The 16,840-nt window shown below is 71.4% G+C and carries 18 protein-coding genes; 10 read left to right on the top strand and 8 right to left on the bottom strand.

Annotation, left to right across the window (positions count from 1 at the left end; all coding sequences use genetic code 11):
* The first annotated feature begins 78 nt into the window (after positions 1 to 78).
* On the top strand, positions 79 to 477 hold the full coding sequence (locus ABH940_RS18520) for a VOC family protein (protein WP_370105746.1): 399 nt from the start codon (positions 79 to 81) through the stop codon (positions 475 to 477).
* Positions 478 to 539: 62 nt separating this feature from the next.
* Here ABH940_RS18520 and ABH940_RS18515 read toward each other — a convergent pair whose 3' ends face one another.
* Positions 540 to 938: a transcriptional regulator gene (locus ABH940_RS18515; protein ID WP_370065763.1), complete on the bottom strand. Its 399-nt coding sequence runs from the start codon at positions 936 to 938 to the stop codon at positions 540 to 542.
* Between the two features lie 302 nt (positions 939 to 1,240).
* Between ABH940_RS18515 and ABH940_RS18510 the strand changes: the two genes are divergently transcribed.
* From ABH940_RS18510 to ABH940_RS18500, 3 genes are all read left to right on the top strand, one after another.
* On the top strand, positions 1,241 to 2,149 hold the full coding sequence (locus ABH940_RS18510) for an NAD(P)-dependent oxidoreductase (RefSeq protein ID WP_370105744.1): 909 nt from the start codon (positions 1,241 to 1,243) through the stop codon (positions 2,147 to 2,149).
* A gap of 240 nt (positions 2,150 to 2,389) precedes the next feature.
* Positions 2,390 to 2,914 (top strand): hypothetical protein, encoded by a 525-nt coding sequence (locus ABH940_RS18505; RefSeq protein WP_370065767.1) that lies wholly within the window; start codon positions 2,390 to 2,392, stop codon positions 2,912 to 2,914.
* A 150-nt stretch (positions 2,915 to 3,064) separates the two neighbouring features.
* The gene (locus ABH940_RS18500) at positions 3,065 to 3,679 is read left to right on the top strand and encodes a GNAT family N-acetyltransferase (protein WP_370065769.1); all 615 of its coding nucleotides are present in this window, start codon (positions 3,065 to 3,067) and stop codon (positions 3,677 to 3,679) included.
* A 51-nt stretch (positions 3,680 to 3,730) separates the two neighbouring features.
* On the opposite strand, the gene ABH940_RS18495 is transcribed toward ABH940_RS18500, so the two are convergent.
* The gene (locus tag ABH940_RS18495) at positions 3,731 to 4,678 is read right to left on the bottom strand and encodes an alkaline phosphatase family protein (RefSeq protein ID WP_370065771.1); all 948 of its coding nucleotides are present in this window, start codon (positions 4,676 to 4,678) and stop codon (positions 3,731 to 3,733) included.
* Positions 4,679 to 4,777: 99 nt separating this feature from the next.
* Between ABH940_RS18495 and ABH940_RS18490 the strand changes: the two genes are divergently transcribed.
* From ABH940_RS18490 to ABH940_RS18480, 3 genes are all read left to right on the top strand, one after another.
* Positions 4,778 to 5,347: a GNAT family N-acetyltransferase gene (locus ABH940_RS18490; RefSeq protein WP_370105742.1), complete on the top strand. Its 570-nt coding sequence runs from the start codon at positions 4,778 to 4,780 to the stop codon at positions 5,345 to 5,347.
* Between the two features lie 224 nt (positions 5,348 to 5,571).
* On the top strand, positions 5,572 to 6,975 hold the full coding sequence (locus ABH940_RS18485) for a ricin-type beta-trefoil lectin domain protein (protein ID WP_370105740.1): 1,404 nt from the start codon (positions 5,572 to 5,574) through the stop codon (positions 6,973 to 6,975).
* Between the two features lie 166 nt (positions 6,976 to 7,141).
* On the top strand, positions 7,142 to 7,441 hold the full coding sequence (locus ABH940_RS18480; protein ID WP_370105738.1) for a hypothetical protein: 300 nt from the start codon (positions 7,142 to 7,144) through the stop codon (positions 7,439 to 7,441).
* A gap of 51 nt (positions 7,442 to 7,492) precedes the next feature.
* Here ABH940_RS18480 and ABH940_RS18475 read toward each other — a convergent pair whose 3' ends face one another.
* The 4 genes from ABH940_RS18475 to ABH940_RS18460 form a co-directional block, all read right to left on the bottom strand.
* Positions 7,493 to 8,734, bottom strand: a complete 1,242-nt coding sequence (locus tag ABH940_RS18475; RefSeq protein WP_370066092.1) for a Dyp-type peroxidase — start codon at positions 8,732 to 8,734, stop codon at positions 7,493 to 7,495.
* A gap of 95 nt (positions 8,735 to 8,829) precedes the next feature.
* Positions 8,830 to 10,065 carry an EfeM/EfeO family lipoprotein gene (locus ABH940_RS18470; protein ID WP_370105736.1) on the bottom strand — a complete coding sequence of 412 codons (1,236 nt, stop codon included), beginning with the start codon at positions 10,063 to 10,065 and terminating at the stop codon, positions 8,830 to 8,832.
* A gap of 3 nt (positions 10,066 to 10,068) precedes the next feature.
* Positions 10,069 to 11,004 carry an alkaline phosphatase family protein gene (locus ABH940_RS18465; RefSeq protein ID WP_370065779.1) on the bottom strand — a complete coding sequence of 312 codons (936 nt, stop codon included), beginning with the start codon at positions 11,002 to 11,004 and terminating at the stop codon, positions 10,069 to 10,071.
* Positions 11,005 to 11,229: 225 nt separating this feature from the next.
* The gene (locus tag ABH940_RS18460; protein ID WP_370065781.1) at positions 11,230 to 12,099 is read right to left on the bottom strand and encodes an LLM class F420-dependent oxidoreductase; all 870 of its coding nucleotides are present in this window, start codon (positions 12,097 to 12,099) and stop codon (positions 11,230 to 11,232) included.
* A gap of 142 nt (positions 12,100 to 12,241) precedes the next feature.
* Between ABH940_RS18460 and ABH940_RS18455 the strand changes: the two genes are divergently transcribed.
* Positions 12,242 to 13,159: a hypothetical protein gene (locus ABH940_RS18455; RefSeq protein WP_370065783.1), complete on the top strand. Its 918-nt coding sequence runs from the start codon at positions 12,242 to 12,244 to the stop codon at positions 13,157 to 13,159.
* Positions 13,160 to 13,249: 90 nt separating this feature from the next.
* Here the strand turns inward: ABH940_RS18455 and ABH940_RS18450 are convergent, their stop codons facing one another.
* Positions 13,250 to 13,924: a TetR/AcrR family transcriptional regulator gene (locus tag ABH940_RS18450; RefSeq protein WP_370065785.1), complete on the bottom strand. Its 675-nt coding sequence runs from the start codon at positions 13,922 to 13,924 to the stop codon at positions 13,250 to 13,252.
* Between the two features lie 144 nt (positions 13,925 to 14,068).
* Here ABH940_RS18450 and ABH940_RS18445 point away from each other — a divergent pair, with 144 nt between their 5' ends.
* The gene (locus tag ABH940_RS18445) at positions 14,069 to 14,620 is read left to right on the top strand and encodes an NADPH-dependent FMN reductase (protein ID WP_370065787.1); all 552 of its coding nucleotides are present in this window, start codon (positions 14,069 to 14,071) and stop codon (positions 14,618 to 14,620) included.
* Positions 14,621 to 14,723: 103 nt separating this feature from the next.
* On the opposite strand, the gene ABH940_RS18440 is transcribed toward ABH940_RS18445, so the two are convergent.
* Positions 14,724 to 15,686: a DUF2797 domain-containing protein gene (locus ABH940_RS18440; RefSeq protein ID WP_370065789.1), complete on the bottom strand. Its 963-nt coding sequence runs from the start codon at positions 15,684 to 15,686 to the stop codon at positions 14,724 to 14,726.
* 75 nt (positions 15,687 to 15,761) lie between these two features.
* Here ABH940_RS18440 and ABH940_RS18435 point away from each other — a divergent pair, with 75 nt between their 5' ends.
* Complete coding sequence (locus ABH940_RS18435) at positions 15,762 to 16,682, top strand: LLM class F420-dependent oxidoreductase (protein WP_370105734.1); 921 nt, start codon at positions 15,762 to 15,764, stop codon at positions 16,680 to 16,682.
* The last annotated feature ends 158 nt before the right edge of the window (positions 16,683 to 16,840 follow it).

The raw sequence follows: 16,840 nt of genomic DNA, 5'->3' as shown, positions 1-16,840 counted from the left end.
CGAATACAGGACCGATTCTGTCCACTATTCCTCCTAGCCTGAGACGTGCACGCCTCCAGCACAGCCAAGGAGATCCCCATGAAGTTCGTCTCGATCCGCATCATCACCAGCGACGTAGCGCGCCTCGTCGACTTCTACGAGCGAGCCACAGGCGCGCGGGCGACGTGGGCCACCGAGGACTTCGCCGAACTCGACACCGCGGGCGCCACCCTCGCGATCGCCGGCACCCGCACCGTCCCGCTGTTCGCCCCGGGATCTGCCCGCCCGGCGGACAACCACAGCGTGATCACTGAGTTCCTCGTCGACGACGTGGACCGCGTTCACCAGAACCTGACCGGCTTCGTGACCGACTTCGTCACCGAGCCCACCACGATGCCCTGGGGCAACCGGTCGCTGCTGTTCCGTGACCCCGACGGCAACCTCGTCAACTTCTTCACGCCCGTCACCCCGGCGGCCGTCGAAAAGTTCGCACGCTGACGCCAGCCCAGCTCAGCCGAGCCCAGGCCAGCCCAGCCCAGCCCAGGCTCCGGGGTTGACGCCTAGTCCGCGTCGGCGGCGTGCGGCAGCTTGGTCAGCGCGCGGGCCATCTCGATCAGCGCGCGTTGCTGCGCGGCGTCCAGCTCGTGGAAGAGCTCCAGCAGCCGCGCCTCGCGCTCCGCGTCCAGGTCGGACGGGGTGCGGCGGCCCGCCGCGGCGAAGACCCGGGCGACGGTGACGGCGGGCGGCAGTGCGTCGGCCAGCGCGCGCAGGTCGTCGGCCGCGATCCGGCCGCCCGCGCCGCGTCGACCCGTCACCCACGCGTTGAGCGTGGCGTAGGGGACGCCGGCCGACTCCGCGAGCTGCTTCTGGGTCAACTCCGGGTGCTCGGCCAGGACGCTGCGCAGCAGGGCCGCCAGATCCTCGCCCGTCTGTTCGTCCCTGGGCCTGATGGGTTCCACGGCGACCATTATCGAGGGAGTGGCGCGCCAAATCCTATGGTCGGTACACGCCCGGCCGCCCCTCCGGGGGTGCACGCGCTGGCGCGCGCCCCGTGCGTCTGCCATGAGCTGCGCTTTTGCGGCGTGAGTCGGGCGGCGGGCGGGTGGTCCGCCGCCCGACGCGCAGGATGTCGGCGTTGCGCCACCCCCCGACTGCTAGTGTGCGAAGGACGACTGATCTGACGTCGGCCGCCGTCACCGATGACGTGCGCGGCGCGTCACCGGCCTCGGTCAGCACCCCCGGACCCAGAGGAGCCGTCGACGTGACGTCTGCGAGTGCTGCTGCCACCCCCACACCCACCAACCCCGTCGTCGCCGTGTTGGGCACGGGCATCATGGGCGCGGGCATGGCCCGCAGCCTGCGGCGCGAGGGGCTGGCGGTCCGCGCGTGGAACCGTAGCCGCGACAAGGCCGAACCCCTCGCCGCCTCCGGTGCGGTGGTGTGCGCGAGCGCGGACGAGGCGGTGCGGGGCGCGGACGTCGTGCTGACGGTCCTGAGCGACGGTGCTGCCGTCACGGCGGCGATGGCTGCGGCGCGCCCGGGCCTGCGTGCGGGTCAGATCTGGTTGCAGGCCTCGACGGTGGGCTTTCCGGCGGTCGAGCAGCTGGGGGCGCTCGCGGACGCGCTCGGCCTGCTCTATGTCGACAGCCCGGTCGCGGGCACCCGCCAGCCCGCCGAGCAGGGCCAGTTGACCGTCTTCGCCGCCGGTCCGGAGTCCGTCCGGGCCTCCGTCGCGCCGGTACTGGACGCGATCGGCCGCCGCACGGTCTGGGTCGGCACCGAGCCGGGCCGCGCCACGGCGCTCAAACTGGTCGTCAACACCTGGGTCATCGACATGGTCAGCTCCATCGCCGAGTCCCTGAACCTGGCCGAGGCGCTCGGCGTCGACCCGGCCGTCTTCCTCGACGCGGTCTCGGGCGGCCCGCTGGACACCCCGTACCTCCACGCCAAGTCCGCCGCCGTCCTCTCCGGCGACCTGACCGCCAACTTCTCGGTCACGTCCGGTCTCAAGGACACCACCCTCATCCTCGACGCCGCCTCTCGCACCGGCACCCGCCTCGACCTGGTCCAGGCCGCAGCCGACCGCCTCACCCGCGCGATCGCCTCCGGCCACGGGCACGAGGACATGATCGCCACCTACTTCGCCGGCCGCCCGGAGGAGCAGGGGTAGGGCTCTCGTCGCGCTGCCTCCGCAGGATCAGGCTCAGGCGCGTGGCAGGGGCAGCCGCAGGTGAGGAGGCAGGCATGTTCGACCGTTTCGCCGAGCACGCCGAGCACGCCCAGGAGCTGTGGGGGCGTGGTCGCGCGGTGTGAGCTCCGGGGCCCCGCCCGGTCGGCCTGGACAAAGGTGCCCGGCGGCCGCTATGCATACGATCTGATTCGGTCGGACGACGAGGCGGGGGAGCCGTTCATGCGTGCACGTTCGGTGGTGGTTCGCGGGAGCGTGCTGCTCCTGGCTGCGGTGGTTCTGACAGGCTGTGCGAGTTCGGGCGGGCATGGGACGGCGTCCGGGCAGTCCACCCCGGCTGCTCGCGCCGTGGCGGCGACCGTCGCGCCGGGTCCCGGCTCCAGCGCCACGGCCGCGCCGACGCCGTCGGGCGTCTTCCCGTCCGGGCTGGGCGGGGTGCAGCAGGTGCGTGACGCCTTCGCCGAATTGCAGGCGACCTACACGGATTCGGGGTGCGCCACGCCCGGCAACTGCCCGTACTTCCTCAACCGGGTCCTGACCAACCTCGACGACCTCGACAACGCGATGAAGGCCAGCTCCGAGGGGCAGCCGCACTTCCGGCTGCCGCTCGGGTGGATCGCGCAGACGCAGGCAGCGTTCCACGACGACGTCTCGTTCGACAACCTCGACAAGCACCAGAAGCTGCTGCTCTCCACCCGCGACCGGATCAACTCCTGGATCCAGGCGTACCCGCAGGACTACCGCTGACCCAGCGGCAGGAAGGGCATCCAGCCGGGCCTGGTGCTCGTCACAGGCTGCTGCTGTAATGGACACATGGCTAGTTCATCGCTTACATGTGCGCCGGTCGTCGCGGACTGGGTTTCTGGCTGGGTGGTCTCGCGGGGTGCATCCGATCCCGTGGCGCGGCCATGGGGCTGGACCGTCGACGTGGGGCAGCCGGGGCAGGTGGCGCGGCATGTGATCGTCGATGCGGATGTGGAGCGCGTGCGCGAGGCAGCCGCGCAGGCGCAGGGAGAGGGCTGGTGGCTCAAGGTCTTCCTGCCGGAGCCGTGCCAGACCCCGGAGGCGCGGGTCTGCGCGTGGCTCGGGCCCCAGTGGGTGGCCGACGAAGCGGCGTTCCTGATGTCGGTCGAGCTGACACCGACCGCGTCTGACGTCGTCGCCCCCGGCACGCTCCCGCCGGGGTACTCACTGCGCACCTGGATCCGGGGCGGCGTCGTGCGCGTGCTGGTCGCGGCCCCCGACGGCGCGCTGGCCGCGCGCGGGCAGATGGGCCTGGCGGGCGAGGTGGCGGTGGCGGACCAGATCCTCACCACCCCGGCCCACCAGCGTCGCGGCCTCGGCTCCGTCGTCATGCGCGCGCTGCAGCAGCAGGCCCTGGCCTCGGGCGCCACGCGTGCCGTCCTCGGCGCGACGACGCAGGGCCGCGCCCTGTACGAGTCGCTCGGCTGGCGCGTCCACACAGCTTTCGCCAGCCTCTACCGCACCCTGGAGCCGACGAAGAGAGCGTGACCGGGCAGATGGGCTGAGGTCCGCCGCTTCGCGGCGCCCTCCCTGCCGGGCTCAGGACTGCCAGATGTCGGTGATCGGTTGGCGCTTGGCGCTCTCGCCGACCGGGGAGAGGCCGTAGAGGGACTCCAGGGTGCGCAGGGTGCGGTAGTGGTCGGTCAGTTCGGCGTAGTGGCCCGGGCGGACGTTCGCGCCGGTGATCAGGGTGGGGATGTGGTTGGACGCGCTGTTGTCGTCCTCGTCCCAGGTGACGACCAGCAGGCTGTCGTGGGTCTTCGCCCAGTCCGCGTACGCGCCGAGGTTGGCGCGGAGCCAGGAGTCGCCCTGTTGGACCGTGCCGTCGTGCATGTCGTTCTGGACGTTCGGGATGACGATCGAGAGGGTGGGCAGCGAGGCGTAACCCGCCGCGCTGGTCGGGAACGCCGAGAAGGTGCGGTTGTCGGAGGCCGGGATGTTCGGGAAGTTGACCCACGGGTTGTGCCTGCGGGCGTAGTTGCCGCTGTTGCAGCCCGTGTAGCCGGTGCCCGGCATGGACTCCGAGTAGCCGGCGAAGGTCAGTCCCGAGCCGAGGAGCTCCGAGCCGAGGGTCGGGCCGGTGAAGGTGTGCGGGCAGGAGTCGTCGGTCAGGCCCTGCGTCGAACCGGAGAAGAGGGCCAGGTAGTTGGGCTCGCTCGGGTGCGCGACCGCGTACGACGAGGTGAACAGCGCGCCCTGGGCGGCCAGCGTGTTGATGTACGGCGCGTCCGAGCTGCCGATGATGTCGCTGTAGGAGTGGTTCTCCTCCATGACGAGCACCACGTGCTGCGGCCGGGGCAGGCTGCCTGCTGCGGCCGGGGCGGTGGCGGCGGTCTGTGCGGTCAGCGAGCTCTGCACGGCCGACGGCTCGGACGGCCCGCCGGACGAGCAGCCGGTGAGGGCGAGCAGGGTGGCGACAGCGGCTGTCGCGGCGGTCACGGCGCTTCGCAGGGTCCGGGCGGCGGGGTGGCGGCGGGTCGGGCGCATGAGACCAGTCTTGCGGATCATGCCGCTGCTTGCCTGACGCGGGGTCGGACGGCGCGCCGTGGCTTGCGACGCGCGCGCTGTCCTTGATCGAATACGCCGGTGCCGACCTATCTGGAAACCCGCCGGATGCTGCTCCGCCCGTTCACCGAGGCGGACGCGGACGTCCTCGCCGCGCTCCACGGCGACCCGCAGGTGATGCGCTTCATCGACACCGGCCTGCCCGTGCCCCGCGAGGAGGTGGAGCGGGAGACGCTGCCGCGGATCATCCGCGAGTACCGCGAACTGCCGCCCGGTCTCGGCCGGTTCGCGGCGGAGGAAAGGGACTCCGGCGCATTCCTGGGGTGGTTCGCGCTGCGTCCGGCCGACAGCGTCGGGCTGTCCGACGGGATCGAGCTCGGCTACCGGATCCGGTCGCAGGCCTGGGGTCAGGGCTACGCCACCGAGGGTGCGCGTGCGCTGATCCGGCACGCGTTCCTCGGTCTCGGGCTGACGGAGATCGTGGCGACCACGATGGCGGTCAACGTGGCCTCGCGGCGGGTGATGGAGAAGGCCGGGATGGCCTACGTCCGCACGTTCGTCGAGGAGTTCCCGGCCCCGATCGAGGGCGCTGAGCACGGCGACCTCGAGTACGTGGTCAGGCGCAGCGGGTGGGATCGCCGGACGGGGTGAGGGGCACGCGGGGCCGGGGCGAGGGCCGGAAACTGACTTCAGGTTCTGAACTCAAGAAATCGGCGCTTCCCTTCTCGCGCACAAGTCTTGACGCCACCGTGGGGTGAACGGGAGCATGCCAAGTGCTGCCCCGCCGGGGCAGGCGGCGCACACCCTCAGCGGCGGTCCCGACCTTCGCTGCGCACGCGATTACGGCCGCAGGACCCCACTCCGAGGAGCCGTAGATGGTCAGTGCACCCCGTTCTGCACCACACACCCCCTACTCCCATGCCGGTCCGAAGGCCGGTCCGACCCCGCAGAGCCGGAGGCCGCGTTCATGGGCGCGGTCGTTCGTCCGGCGCTGGGGTTCGGTCACGGCGGCGGGCTTGGCGGCCTTCGCGCTGCTGGTCGCCTCGCCCGGCGGCGCGCACGCCGACACCGTGCCGGGGCCTCCGTCCGGCTGGGCCACCGTCTTCAGCGACGACTTCTCCGGCGGGGCCGGCTCCGCGCCCAACTCCGGCAACTGGATGTACGACACCGGTCCCGGTTCCAGCTTCGGCACCGGCGAGATCGAGACCATGACCAACTCGTCCAGCAACGTCTCCCTGGACGGCAACGGTCACCTCGACATCACCGCGCTGCGCGACGGCAGCGGCAACTGGACCTCCGGCCGGATCCAGACCACCAGCGCCAACGTCGGCGCGCCCGCGGGCGGCAAGCTGGAGGTCACCGCCGAGATCCAGCAGCCCAACCCCTCGAACGGGCTGGGTTACTGGCCGGCCTTCTGGATGCTGGGCCCGGGCCAGTGGCCCGAGAACGGCGAGATCGACATCATGGAGGACGTCAACGCCCTCTCCGAGGTGGCCGGGACGATCCACTGCGGTACCGACCCGGGCGGCCCGTGCAACGAGAGCAACGGCATCGGCAGCGGTCTCAAGGCCTGCTCCGGCTGCCTGACGGGCTATCACACCTACTCGATGGTGCTCGACCGGACGAACGCCTCGGACGAGACGATCACCTTCTACCTCGACGGCAACCAGTACTTCTCCGTGAGTGAGAGTCAGGTGGGCACGGCGACCTGGCAGCAGGCCTTCGACCACAACCTCTCGATCATCTTCGACCTGGCCATGGGCGGCGGTTTCCCCAACGGCGTCTGCGGCTGCACCTCGCCGTCCTCCGCGACCACGTCCGGCGGGACGATGAGCGTCGGCTACGTCGCGGCGTACACCACGACGGGCAGCGGCGGCGGAGGCGGGGGAGGCGGCGGCACGACCGGGACGGTGACCGGCTACAACGGCCTGTGCCTGGACGACCGCTCGGCCAGCACGGCCAACTTCAACCCGATCCAGGTCTACACCTGCAACGGCTCGCCCGCGCAGCAGTGGACCTTCGTCCAGGCGGGCACGACGCTGCACGTCCTCGGCAAGTGCCTGGACATCAACGGCGGCGGGACGGCGGACGGAACGGCCGTCGACCTGTACGACTGCAACAACACCGCCGCCCAGGTCTGGATCCCGGAATCCAACGGGGAGCTCTACAACCCGCAGTCCAACAAGTGTCTCGACGACACCGGGTACGGCGGCTCCGGCACCCAGGCTCAGATCTGGGACTGCGCCGACACCGCCAACCAGGTGTGGAACGTGCCCTGACACATGTGTGCGGCCCGGTCCCCAACCGGGCCCCGGCATGACGCCGCCGCCGGGCACCCCGCCCGGCGGCGGCGCGCGTCTGAGGACAACTTCGGCCTTGTCAGGCCGGGTTGGCCGAAATGGGCGCATGCGCGGAGCCGCAGTGAACAGGCGTACGATGCCGCGCATGTCCGACCCCGTATCCACGACCGGAGCAGAACTCTCCGCCCCGGCTGAGATGTGCGCGACCTGTGCGTCCAGCGGCTCCAATCCCCCCGGCGTGCTGAGCACTTCTGCTGTTCCCCTGGCAGCGTTCATCCCCGCCCAACGCAGCAGGGCTCCACGCATCGACGTCTCGATCTTCCACGCCGACCGGGCGTCGTACGGCCTTCGCCGTCGTGACGCCGTCGACGTCCTCTCCGGCATGTTCGCCGGGGCTCGTCAGGGTGCGCCTGACAGGCCCAGGCTCCTGTCAGGAGAGGCCTGACAGTCTGACAGGAGGTGGGGCGCCGTGACCGATACCCCGTGACCCGGCCGGTCAGGCGAACAGCCCCGAGGCCAGCGTGTCGCGTGTGTCGCGGACGCCCGGGAGGGCGAAGAAGTAGCCGCCGCCGGTGGGGGAGATGTAGTCGACCAGGGGCTCGCCCGCCAGGCGGGCCTGGACGGCGGCGAACTGGCGGGAGATGTCCTGCTGGTAGCAGCAGAAGACGAGGCCGACGTCCAGGTTGCCGTCGAGGTCGAGGCCGCGTTCGTAGTTGTAGCCGCGCCGCAGGATCTGCTGGTCGGTGGTGGCGGCCGTGCGCGGGTTGGCCATCCGGATGTGGGCGTCGAGCGGGACGTAGAGGCCCTGCGGATCCGCGTGGTAGTTCGGGAGGTCGGTCTCGGCGGTGCCGTCCATCGGCGCTCCGGAGTCGCGGCGGCGGCCGATCATGCGCTCCTGTTCGTCGAGCGAGACCCGGTCCCAGAACTCGATCAGCATGCGTATGATCCGGACCACCTGGTACGAGCCGCCCTCGGTCCAGGACGGCTCGCCGTCCTGACCGGAGTGGCCCGAGGAACCGGAGTGACCGGGGTGCGTCCAGACCAGCGCGTCGGTGATCGTGGCGTCGGTGGTGTCGGGGTTGGCGATGCCGTCCTTGAAGCCCAGGTGGTTGCGCTGTGTGCCGGTCGGGCGCGGCGCCGAGTGGGTGCCGTCGATCTTCCAGCGCGGCTGTATCGCGCCGCGGGTGTGCTTGGTGATGTCGCGCAGCGCGTGGGCCACGGTGTCCCTGGAGTCCGCGCAGATCTGCAGTGACAGGTCGCCGTGCAGCTCGGTCGACGTCGCCATGTCGTCGTCGGGGAAGACGGGCATCTCGGTCAGCTTCGCGGGCTTGCGCGCGGCGAGACCGTACCGCTGGTCGAAGAGGGACGCGCCGACGCCGACCGTCACCGTCAGGCCGTCCGACGGCAGGACCGGTCCGAGCGTGCCGCTGTCGGTGGGCGCGGAGGCGAGGTCCGTGGGCGGCACCGGGCCGCCCGTGGTGAGCTGCCGGATCCGGTCGGTCAGCGTGCCGAACAGGTCCCGTAGCGCGTCCCGGTCCGGTGCGATCACGTCGAAGCTGACGAACGTCGCGGCTGCCTGTGGCGGCGTCAGGATGCCTGCCTGGTGCGGACCTTCGAACGGGATGAGGCGACCGGACGGCCCGACGCCCGTGGCTCCGGCGGACGTCGCCGCGCTCGCGGGGTCAGCCGAGTCCGCGGACTCCGCGGCGAACGCGCCGAGCGCCGCAGCGCCGACCATCCCGGCGGTCGCGCTGCGCAGGAAGCCTCGGCGTCCGATCGGGGCGAGGGATGCGGGGGACGCGGCGGATTCGGGGACTGCGGGCTGGGCGGGGTTCACGCGTCCGTCCTCGGGGCGAGCAGGTTGGGGATCTCGGAGAGCTGCTCCAGCAGCGCGCCGAGCGCGCCGTCGAGGCGTTCACGCCGGTCGCGGTCGAGCGACGCGGCAGGCGTCCAGCCGGTCCCGGTGCCGGACCCGGTCCCGGTCCCGGCCCCGGTTCGGCAGGCGGCCAACTGGACGCGGAACTGGGCGAGTTCCTGGTCGACGCTGTCCAGGAGCCCGGGGGCGCGCTGGCGCAGCAGCGGGGCGAGCAGGGAGAGGACCTCCTGCGTGCCCTGGACGTTGGCGTCCAGGGTGGCCAGGGTCGTGCCGCTGCCGTAGTCGTCGTGACCGCTGAGCTGGAACTGCAGGCCGTTCTCCAGGATCTCGTGCGCGCGCAGCGAGAGGTCCCCCGGATCGGTGTCCTCGCTCGGGAAGTCGGCGATCAGCCCCTGCACGTCGCTCACCAGCCGCTGCGTCAGCGGACGCAGGGCGGAGACGGACGCGCCGTGCCACAGGCTCTGCTCCAGGGCGAAGAACCCGGTCCAACCGGCGGTGCCGGTGCCCTGGGGGAGGCCGTCCGCCCGGCCGTCGATCGACGCGTCGAAATCGCCGAAGGAGTTGTACGCCGCGCCGAGCCGCTCGTAGTCGAGGTGCGCGGGCAACCAGTCGGCACGGGCCGAGGCCAGGTCACCGCGGGCGACGTCGGCGTCGAGGGTGCGCGCGGCGGTCAGCAGTCCGGGCAACGCGGCCTGGACCCAGGCGCGGTAGGCGGCGACCGGGCCTGCCAGTGCCAGATCCGGCATCGGCGCGTAACCGGCGAGCGTCCCGCTTGCCGAGCCGGTGACCGCGAGCGTGGGGGAGGTGACGACCGGCCCGTCGGAGAAGACGCAGCGCAGCGCATAGCGACCGGCCGCCAGCGAGCCGCTCAGCGGCAGTGTGTGCCGCGGCCCGAGCCAGCGGATCTCCGCGTAGGCGCGGTCGCCTCCCGGGTCGGTGAGGTAGACCGTGACGAAGGTCGACGCGCTGTCCGTCACCGCGAAGGCGACCGGCCCGGCCTGCAGCGAAGTCGGCGGAGCGCCGCAGCCGTGCTTGTCCACGCTGACGGCGAGGGGTGTCGGAGCGGATCCGGCCCCGGCCGTCGACGACGGGCCGTCGTCCTGTGTCAGCGCGACGCCCAGGGCGCCGCCCGCCGCTGCCAGGACCAGGGCCCCGGCGAGCAGCGGGCGCGCGAGTCGTTTGACTCGGGTCAAGACTCAGCCCCAGATGTCGGTGATGGCCGGGGCGGTGGCGGCGTTGCCGGTCGGGGCCACGCCGTAGATCTGCTCCAGCGTGGAGAGCAGGTTGTAGTGGTTGATCGTCTCGCTGTAGTTGCCGGCCACGACGTCCGCGCCGTAGAAGATGGTCGGGATCTGGTTGTTCTCCGTGTAGTCGTCCTCGTCCCAGGTGACCACCAGCAGGCTGTTGTTGGCCTTGGCCCAGGTCGCGTACGAGGACAGGTTGTTCTGCAGCCAGGTGTCGCCCTGGGCGACGGTGCCGTCGTGCATGTCGTCGTCGAGGTTCGGGATGACGAACGAGAGCGCCGGCAGGCTGGCGTAGTCGGAGCTTGCGGGGAAGCTCGAGTACGGCACGGAGTCGGCGGTCGGGACGTTGCTGAAGTTGACCCACGGCGCGTGCTTGCGCGCGTACGAGCCCGAGGTGCAGGTGGTGGAGCCGGTCTTGGGCAGGCCCTCGGAGTAGCCCTTGAAGGTGTAGCCGGCGCCGAGCACCTCGGACCCGAGGTTGGCGACCGTGCCCTCCTTGACCGGGCAGGCGTCGGAGGAGAGACCGAAGTCGCTGCCCGCGAAGAGGGCCATGTAGTTGGGCTCGCTCGGGTGCGTGACGGCGAACGACTGGGTCATCAACGCGCCGCCTGTCGCGAGCGAGTTGATGTAGGGGGCGTCACTGCTGCCGATGATGTCCGAGTACGAGTGGTTCTCCTCCATCACCACGACGATGTGCGCGGGCGTCGGCAGGGTGCCGGTGGTGGCGGCGTGAGCGGCGTGGGCGGCCGGGTGGGCGGCGACGCCGGCCGCGCCGTCCTGGATCGGCTGGGCCGAGGCTGCCTGCGGGACGAGCACGAGTGCGGCGGCACCCGCGGCGGCTGCCGCGGTGGTGGCGACGGTTGCGGTGAGGCGAGACGTGCGACGCATGGGGTCACTCCTGGTGGAGGGCAGAAAGTGCGTGGCCTGACTGTCTGTCACCCGTATGGTGCGCGCGCTGGATGCCGGGGATCTGACGAGTTCGCGTCAGAATGGTGAACCCTTGCCCTCGCTTCCCGCAAGGGCAAGGTGTGCCGTTTCGGTGGAGAGTGCGGCCCGTTGCCGTTCGATGCCGCTCGTTGTGGCCCGCTGGGGCCCGTCGCCGCCCGCTGCGGCTCAGCCCAGGGCGGCGACACGCGGCAGGAGGGTCTGGCCGACCTGCTCCGTGAACGTCACCGGGTCGCGGTCCGGCGTCAGTTGGATCTCGCTGATGCCGAGCCTGGCGTAGGCCTCCGCTTCGGCGAGGAAGGCGTCCGGGTCGTCCAGCGGTGAGCCGCCCGCCACCACGGTCTTCTCGATCCGGTCGTAGTCACGGCCCTCGGTCCGGCAGTGCGCGCGCAGCACGTCGAGCTTGTGCGCCACCTCGGCCTCACCGGTGCCGAAGAGGTTACAGGCGTCGGCGTACGCGGCGACCAGGCGGAGCGTCTTCCGCTCGCCGCTGCCGCCGATCATGATCGGCGGGTGCGGGCGGCTCAACGGCGCGGGCATGCACAGGGTTTCGGCCAGCTGGTAGTGCCTGCCCTGGTAGGGGCCGTTGTTGTCGCTCCACATCTGCAGGCAGATCTGCAGCGTCTCCTCCAGTCGTTCGAACCGCTCGGCGACCGGCACCACGGGCACGCCGAGTCCGTGCTGCTCGCGCTCGTACCAGGACGCGCCGATCCCCAGCCGGCCGCGCCCGGCGGAGAGGACGTCCAGGGTGGTCACGATCTTGGCCAGCAGACCCGGATGGCGGTACATCACCCCCGTGACCAGCAGCCCGAGTTGCATCCGCTCGGTGAGCGCGGCCACGTAGCCGAGGGTGGTGTAGCCCTCCAGCATCGGCTCCTCGGCGGAGCCGAGCAGTTCCATCTGGAAGTAGTGGTCCATGGCCGTGAACGAGGCGAACCCCGCCTGCTCGGCGATCCGCGCGGTCTGCGCGAGCGTCGGCGCGATCAGGGCCGGGTCGGCGGGGCGGGAGTAGTTCCAGTAGTGCAGACCGAGCTTCATGTTCCGATCGTAGGTCGGGACCGGTGCGACGAGCCGCGTGACAGGCCGACCGGGGGACTGACTCTTTCGGCGGCGTGACCAGCGGTGGTTCCACGGCGTTGAGTCGGCCGGGGAGTACCGACGTGAGGAGCCGAGGTCATCCATGAAACGGAAGCGCCTGACCGCCCTGTGTGCCGCAGCAGTGTTGCCGCTGCTGGCTGTCATGGCGTCGAACGTACTGACGTCGAACCATGCGGCGTCGGGTCACGTGGTGTCGAACCGCGCAAGGTCGAGCCATGTGGTGTCGAGCTACGGGGCGTCGATCCAGGCTGAGTCGACCTATGCGGCGTCGAACCACGCGGTGACCATGGCGGGGAGGGTGGCGCGGTCGCTCCGAGGTGGCGACGACTGGTCCCTCATCTTCGACGACGAGTTCGAGGGTGGCAGTCTCGACACCGGCCTCTGGCGGCCCGGTTGGTTCGGCACCGGCATCACCGGCCCGGTGAACAGCGAGGAGGCCCAGGGTTACGACTCCCGCAACGTCAGCGTGTCCGACGGCCACCTCGCGCTCAGGCTCACGGCCACGCACGGCGCTCTCGTCTCCACCAACCCGCATGACGGTCGGGCGTTCGGCGGGTTCGAGTTCACCGGCCCGGCGCTGATGGAGGCTCGCATCTACACCCCGGGGGGCACCACCATCTCCGGCTGGCCGGCCTTCTGGTCCGACGGCCAGAACTATCCCGCGGACGGCGAGATCGACGTCATGGAGGGTCTGGCGGGGCAGTTGTGCTTCCACGTCCACCAGATCACCGGGGGCCCCGGCCAGTGCACGGACATCGGTCCCGGCTGGCACACCTACTCGGCCTACTGGGACCCCTCCGCACAGACCGTCACCTTCTCCTACGACGGCTTCCCGGTGGGGAGCGAGGCGTTCGCCAACAGTGGCGCGCCCCAGTACCTGATCCTCGACAACACCAGCTCGGCCACACCCGTTCCGGACACGATGCTCGTCGACTGGGTGCACGTGTGGCAGCTGCATCAGTACCAGAACCCGCACCCGCTGGCGGCCCTCCCCAGGTAGGAGCACGCCGGGCGCCTGATGCATGGCGCATGACGGCCGCCGCCTGACGACAGCTCAGGAGACGGTGCAGGACGCAGCTCAGGCGACGCGTCAGGCGGGGCGGGTGACCCGCCTGACCAGGTCGCGCCAGCCGTCCTCCAGGTCGGGGAGGGTGCGGCCGCGGTTGACCAGCAGGTGCTCGGTGGCCATCGGGTCGAGGAAGTTCAGCAGCGTGTTGCTCAGCAGTTCCAGGTCGCCGGCGACGCCCGCCCGACGGAGCAGCAGGGTGATGTGGCGTTCGCGGACCACGCGGGCCGGGCTGGTGTAGCGGCGGTCCGCGCTCCGGTCCGCCTCGACGTAGAGGTTCATGTTGCAGCGCAGGTGGCGCAGGGCTGCCACGCCGAAGGCCTCGAGGCGCTCGACCGGAGGTGCGCCGGGGCCGACCGGCGGCGGTCCGAAGAGGAAGGACTGCTGGAGTTCCTTCTCGCTCTTGTCGATCACGGCGAAGAGCAGGCCGGCCCGGTCGCCGAAGCGGCGGAAGACCGTGCCCTTGCCCACGTTGGCAGCGGAGGCGACGCCTTCCATGGTCAGGTGCTCGGCCCCGTGGTCCCGGATCAGCGAGGACGCGGCGTCGAGGAGCTTGGCGCGGTTACGCGCGGCGTCCGCGCGCTCGACGCGCTCGACAGGTTCGACGGGTTCACCGTCGAGCAGGACCGGCAGCACAGGGAGCGACCTCGCGCCTGCCGTGGGGTGCACGGGGGCGGGGCGCTCGGAGGGCGACGTCATGCGGCCAGCGTACCCCGCTCCGGGGCTAACTGGACCGTGGTCCGTTTCATGTGTTTCACTGGAACCGGACCACGGTCCGCAAAACCTGGTCCGTAAGAACTTCCGTGCCCTGCCCGGTGCACGGTCTGTCTGTTGGGAGCATCCATGTCCGTCCGTATCGTCGCCCTGGTCGGCAGCCTCCGCGCCGGCTCCACCAACCGCCAGCTCGCTGAGGCGGCCGTGAAGCTGGCGCCGACCGGCAGCGAGGTCGCCATCCTCGACGGCCTGGGCGAGCTCCCGTTCTACAACGAGGACATCGACGTCGAGGGCACCGTCCCGGCCATCGCCACCGAGCTGCGCGAGGCCGTCGCCGAGGCCGACGCCGTCCTGTTCTTCTCGCCGGAGTACAACGGCACCATGCCGGCCGTGCTGAAGAACGCCATCGACTGGCTGTCCCGCCCCTACGGCGCCAGCCCGATCTCCGGCAAGCCGGTCGCCGTCCTCGGCACCGCCTTCGGCCAGTACGGCGGCGTGTGGGCGCAGGACGCGGCCCGCAAGGCGGTCGGTGTCGCGGGCGCGAACGTCCTCGAGGACGTCAAGCTCTCCATCCCCGGCTCGGTCACCCGCTTCGCCGAGACCCACCCGGTCGACGACGCCGAGGTCGCCGCCCAGCTGACCGCCCTGCTGGGCCAGGTCCACGCGGTCGTCTCCGCCTGATCACCCTTCGGACGGCCCCGGATCGCCGCGCCCGCGCGCGGTGCTCCGGGGCCGTCCGGCTTCGCGCCGACGCCCCGCGCCGACGGTCCGCGCCGACCCCGCGTCAGTCGAAGAGGGTGGGCAGCGGCTCCCGCGGTCTGGCCAGACGTTGCGTGGGTGCGGTCGTGGCGGCGTCCGGAGCGGCCCGGGCGAGCTCCCATCCCGCCAGCAGCCGCAGGCTGAGCAGCAGCGAGGTGCCCGAGGCCGGCGAACCCCGCGCCGCCCGCAGGTACGCGTCCGTGCCGACGACCGCGTCGAGCGTTCCGGCCACGGTCTCGCCCGGGGCGAGCAGCGGGATCTCCGCCTCCGGATCCGGTGGTTCGGCCATGTCGAGCCCGTACGACGGACGGTGATCCACCGTCAGGGCCTGCAGCCGGTGCAGCGTCTCCGGCCAGGCGGTCCCGGCGTGGAGCTGTGCGCGCACGGCCTCCAGCTCGGCCTCGACCTCTTTCGGTGGGACGGCGACGGCCGATGCCCGCTCGGCACGCTTGCGCGCCGTGCTCACCCGGTCCGGGATGCCGAAGGCCGAGCCGAGCGCGATCTCCGCCCTCCGCACCGCAGGCAACGGCCCCTCACCGAGCCAGAGATGGGCCAGCGCGCCCTGCCCCGTCAGCCGACGTGCGCCGCGCGCCTGCGCCGTGATGCCGACCTTGATGCATCCCGTCCCGAACCACGCCAGGTAGAGCCGGTACAACCGCGGATCGTCGAAGGCCGTGTCCGCGGCCACGGAGTGCCGCCGGTCGACCGCGGTGCAGTCCGGGCACAGCTCCCCGTGCGCCGTCCCCGACAGCTCGGCGCGGTGTGGGCAGGCCATCCGCCGACCGTTGCGCAGCAGCCCGACGCAGCGACGCGATCCCCCCACGGTGAACGCCAGCGGCCCGCCGAGGGCCAGCGGACTGTGCCGCTCACCGGCTATGGGCAACCACCAGCCCAGCACCGGCCCGTCGGTGTCCCACCCGGCACCTGTGCAGCGCCACGCGCCACTGCTGCCGACCGCGCTCGGGTCCGCCCTCCCGGAAGCCTTCATGCCTCGACCGTAGCGAGGGGGTCTGACAAAAGTCGGTGCCCGAACCGGCCCGGGTACTCGCGTAACGTGGCCCGCATGGATCTGCGCATCTTCACCGAGCCCCAGCAAGGGGCCAGTTACGACACGCTGTTGCGCGTGGCCAAGGCCACCGAGGACCTGGGCTACGACGCGTTCTTCCGCTCCGACCACTACCTGGCGATGGGCGGCGACGGCCTGCCCGGGCCAACCGACGCCTGGACGACGCTGGCGGGGCTGGCCCGCGAGACGTCGCGGATCCGGCTCGGGACGCTGATGACCGCGGCGACCTTCCGGCTGCCCGGCGTGCTGGCGATCCAGGTCGCGCAGGTCGACCAGATGAGCGGCGGCCGGGTGGAGTTGGGCCTGGGCTCCGGCTGGTTCGAGGCGGAGCACACCGCATACGGCATCCCCTTCCCGGCGGCCAAGCTCGGCAGGCTGGAGGAGCAGCTCGCGATCGTCACCGGGCTGTGGCGCACGGCGCTCGGTGAGACCTTCGACTTCGAGGGCCGCTACTACCAGCTCAAGGACTGCCCCGCGCTGCCCAAGCCCACCCAGGAGCGGATCCCGGTGCTGGTCGGCGGGCTGGGCCCGCGCCGGACGCCGGAACTGGCGGCGCGGTTCGCCGACGAGTTCAACCTGCCCTTCGTCTCGGTGGAGGACACGGCCGAGCGGATCCAACACGTCCGCGAGGCCGTGCAGCAGCAGGGCCGGGCGGCCGACTCGATGGTCTACAGCAACGCGCTGGTCGCCTGCGTCGGCCGGGACGACGCCGAGGTGGCGCGCCGCGCGGCGGCGATCGGCCGTGAACCAGCCGAGCTGCGGGAGCACGGCCTGGCGGGCACCGCGGCCGAGGTCGTCGAGAAGATCGGCCGCTACGCGGAGACCGGCAGCAGCCGCATCTACCTGCAGATCCTCGACCTGCACGATCTCGACCACCTGGCCCTGATCGCCGACCAGGTGATGCCGCAGCTCGGCTGAGACAGGATCGGCTGAAGCACGAGCTGAGCCCGGAAACACCGTCGGGCGAGACGATCGGACATGCAGAGGAGACTGCAGGCCATTCATCGTCTCGCCCCGGCTCCCTAACGTGGATCCCGTCGCAGAGAGCGAGCGAAGTGAATCCGTTCGGAACCGGG

This window comes from Streptacidiphilus sp. BW17 (assembly GCF_041262485.1).
Taxonomy (GTDB): Bacteria; Actinomycetota; Actinomycetes; order Streptomycetales; family Streptomycetaceae; genus Streptacidiphilus.
This window is presented reverse-complemented; position numbering and strand designations above follow the sequence as displayed.

Coding starts and splice junctions, on each gene's coding strand:
- ABH940_RS18520 (WP_370105746.1), top strand. CDS start 79: ATGAAGTTCGTCTCGATCCGCATCATCACCAGCGACGTAGCGCGCCTC.
- ABH940_RS18505 (WP_370065767.1), top strand. CDS start 2,390: ATGCGTGCACGTTCGGTGGTGGTTCGCGGGAGCGTGCTGCTCCTGGCT.
- ABH940_RS18495 (WP_370065771.1), bottom strand. CDS start 4,678: ATGCGCCCGACCCGCCGCCACCCCGCCGCCCGGACCCTGCGAAGCGCC.
- ABH940_RS18485 (WP_370105740.1), top strand. CDS start 5,572: ATGGTCAGTGCACCCCGTTCTGCACCACACACCCCCTACTCCCATGCC.
- ABH940_RS18480 (WP_370105738.1), top strand. CDS start 7,142: ATGTCCGACCCCGTATCCACGACCGGAGCAGAACTCTCCGCCCCGGCT.
- ABH940_RS18475 (WP_370066092.1), bottom strand. CDS start 8,734: ATGGTCGGCGCTGCGGCGCTCGGCGCGTTCGCCGCGGAGTCCGCGGAC.
- ABH940_RS18465 (WP_370065779.1), bottom strand. CDS start 11,004: ATGCGTCGCACGTCTCGCCTCACCGCAACCGTCGCCACCACCGCGGCA.
- ABH940_RS18460 (WP_370065781.1), bottom strand. CDS start 12,099: ATGAAGCTCGGTCTGCACTACTGGAACTACTCCCGCCCCGCCGACCCG.
- ABH940_RS18455 (WP_370065783.1), top strand. CDS start 12,242: ATGAAACGGAAGCGCCTGACCGCCCTGTGTGCCGCAGCAGTGTTGCCG.
- ABH940_RS18450 (WP_370065785.1), bottom strand. CDS start 13,924: ATGACGTCGCCCTCCGAGCGCCCCGCCCCCGTGCACCCCACGGCAGGC.
- ABH940_RS18445 (WP_370065787.1), top strand. CDS start 14,069: ATGTCCGTCCGTATCGTCGCCCTGGTCGGCAGCCTCCGCGCCGGCTCC.
- ABH940_RS18440 (WP_370065789.1), bottom strand. CDS start 15,686: ATGAAGGCTTCCGGGAGGGCGGACCCGAGCGCGGTCGGCAGCAGTGGC.
- ABH940_RS18435 (WP_370105734.1), top strand. CDS start 15,762: ATGGATCTGCGCATCTTCACCGAGCCCCAGCAAGGGGCCAGTTACGAC.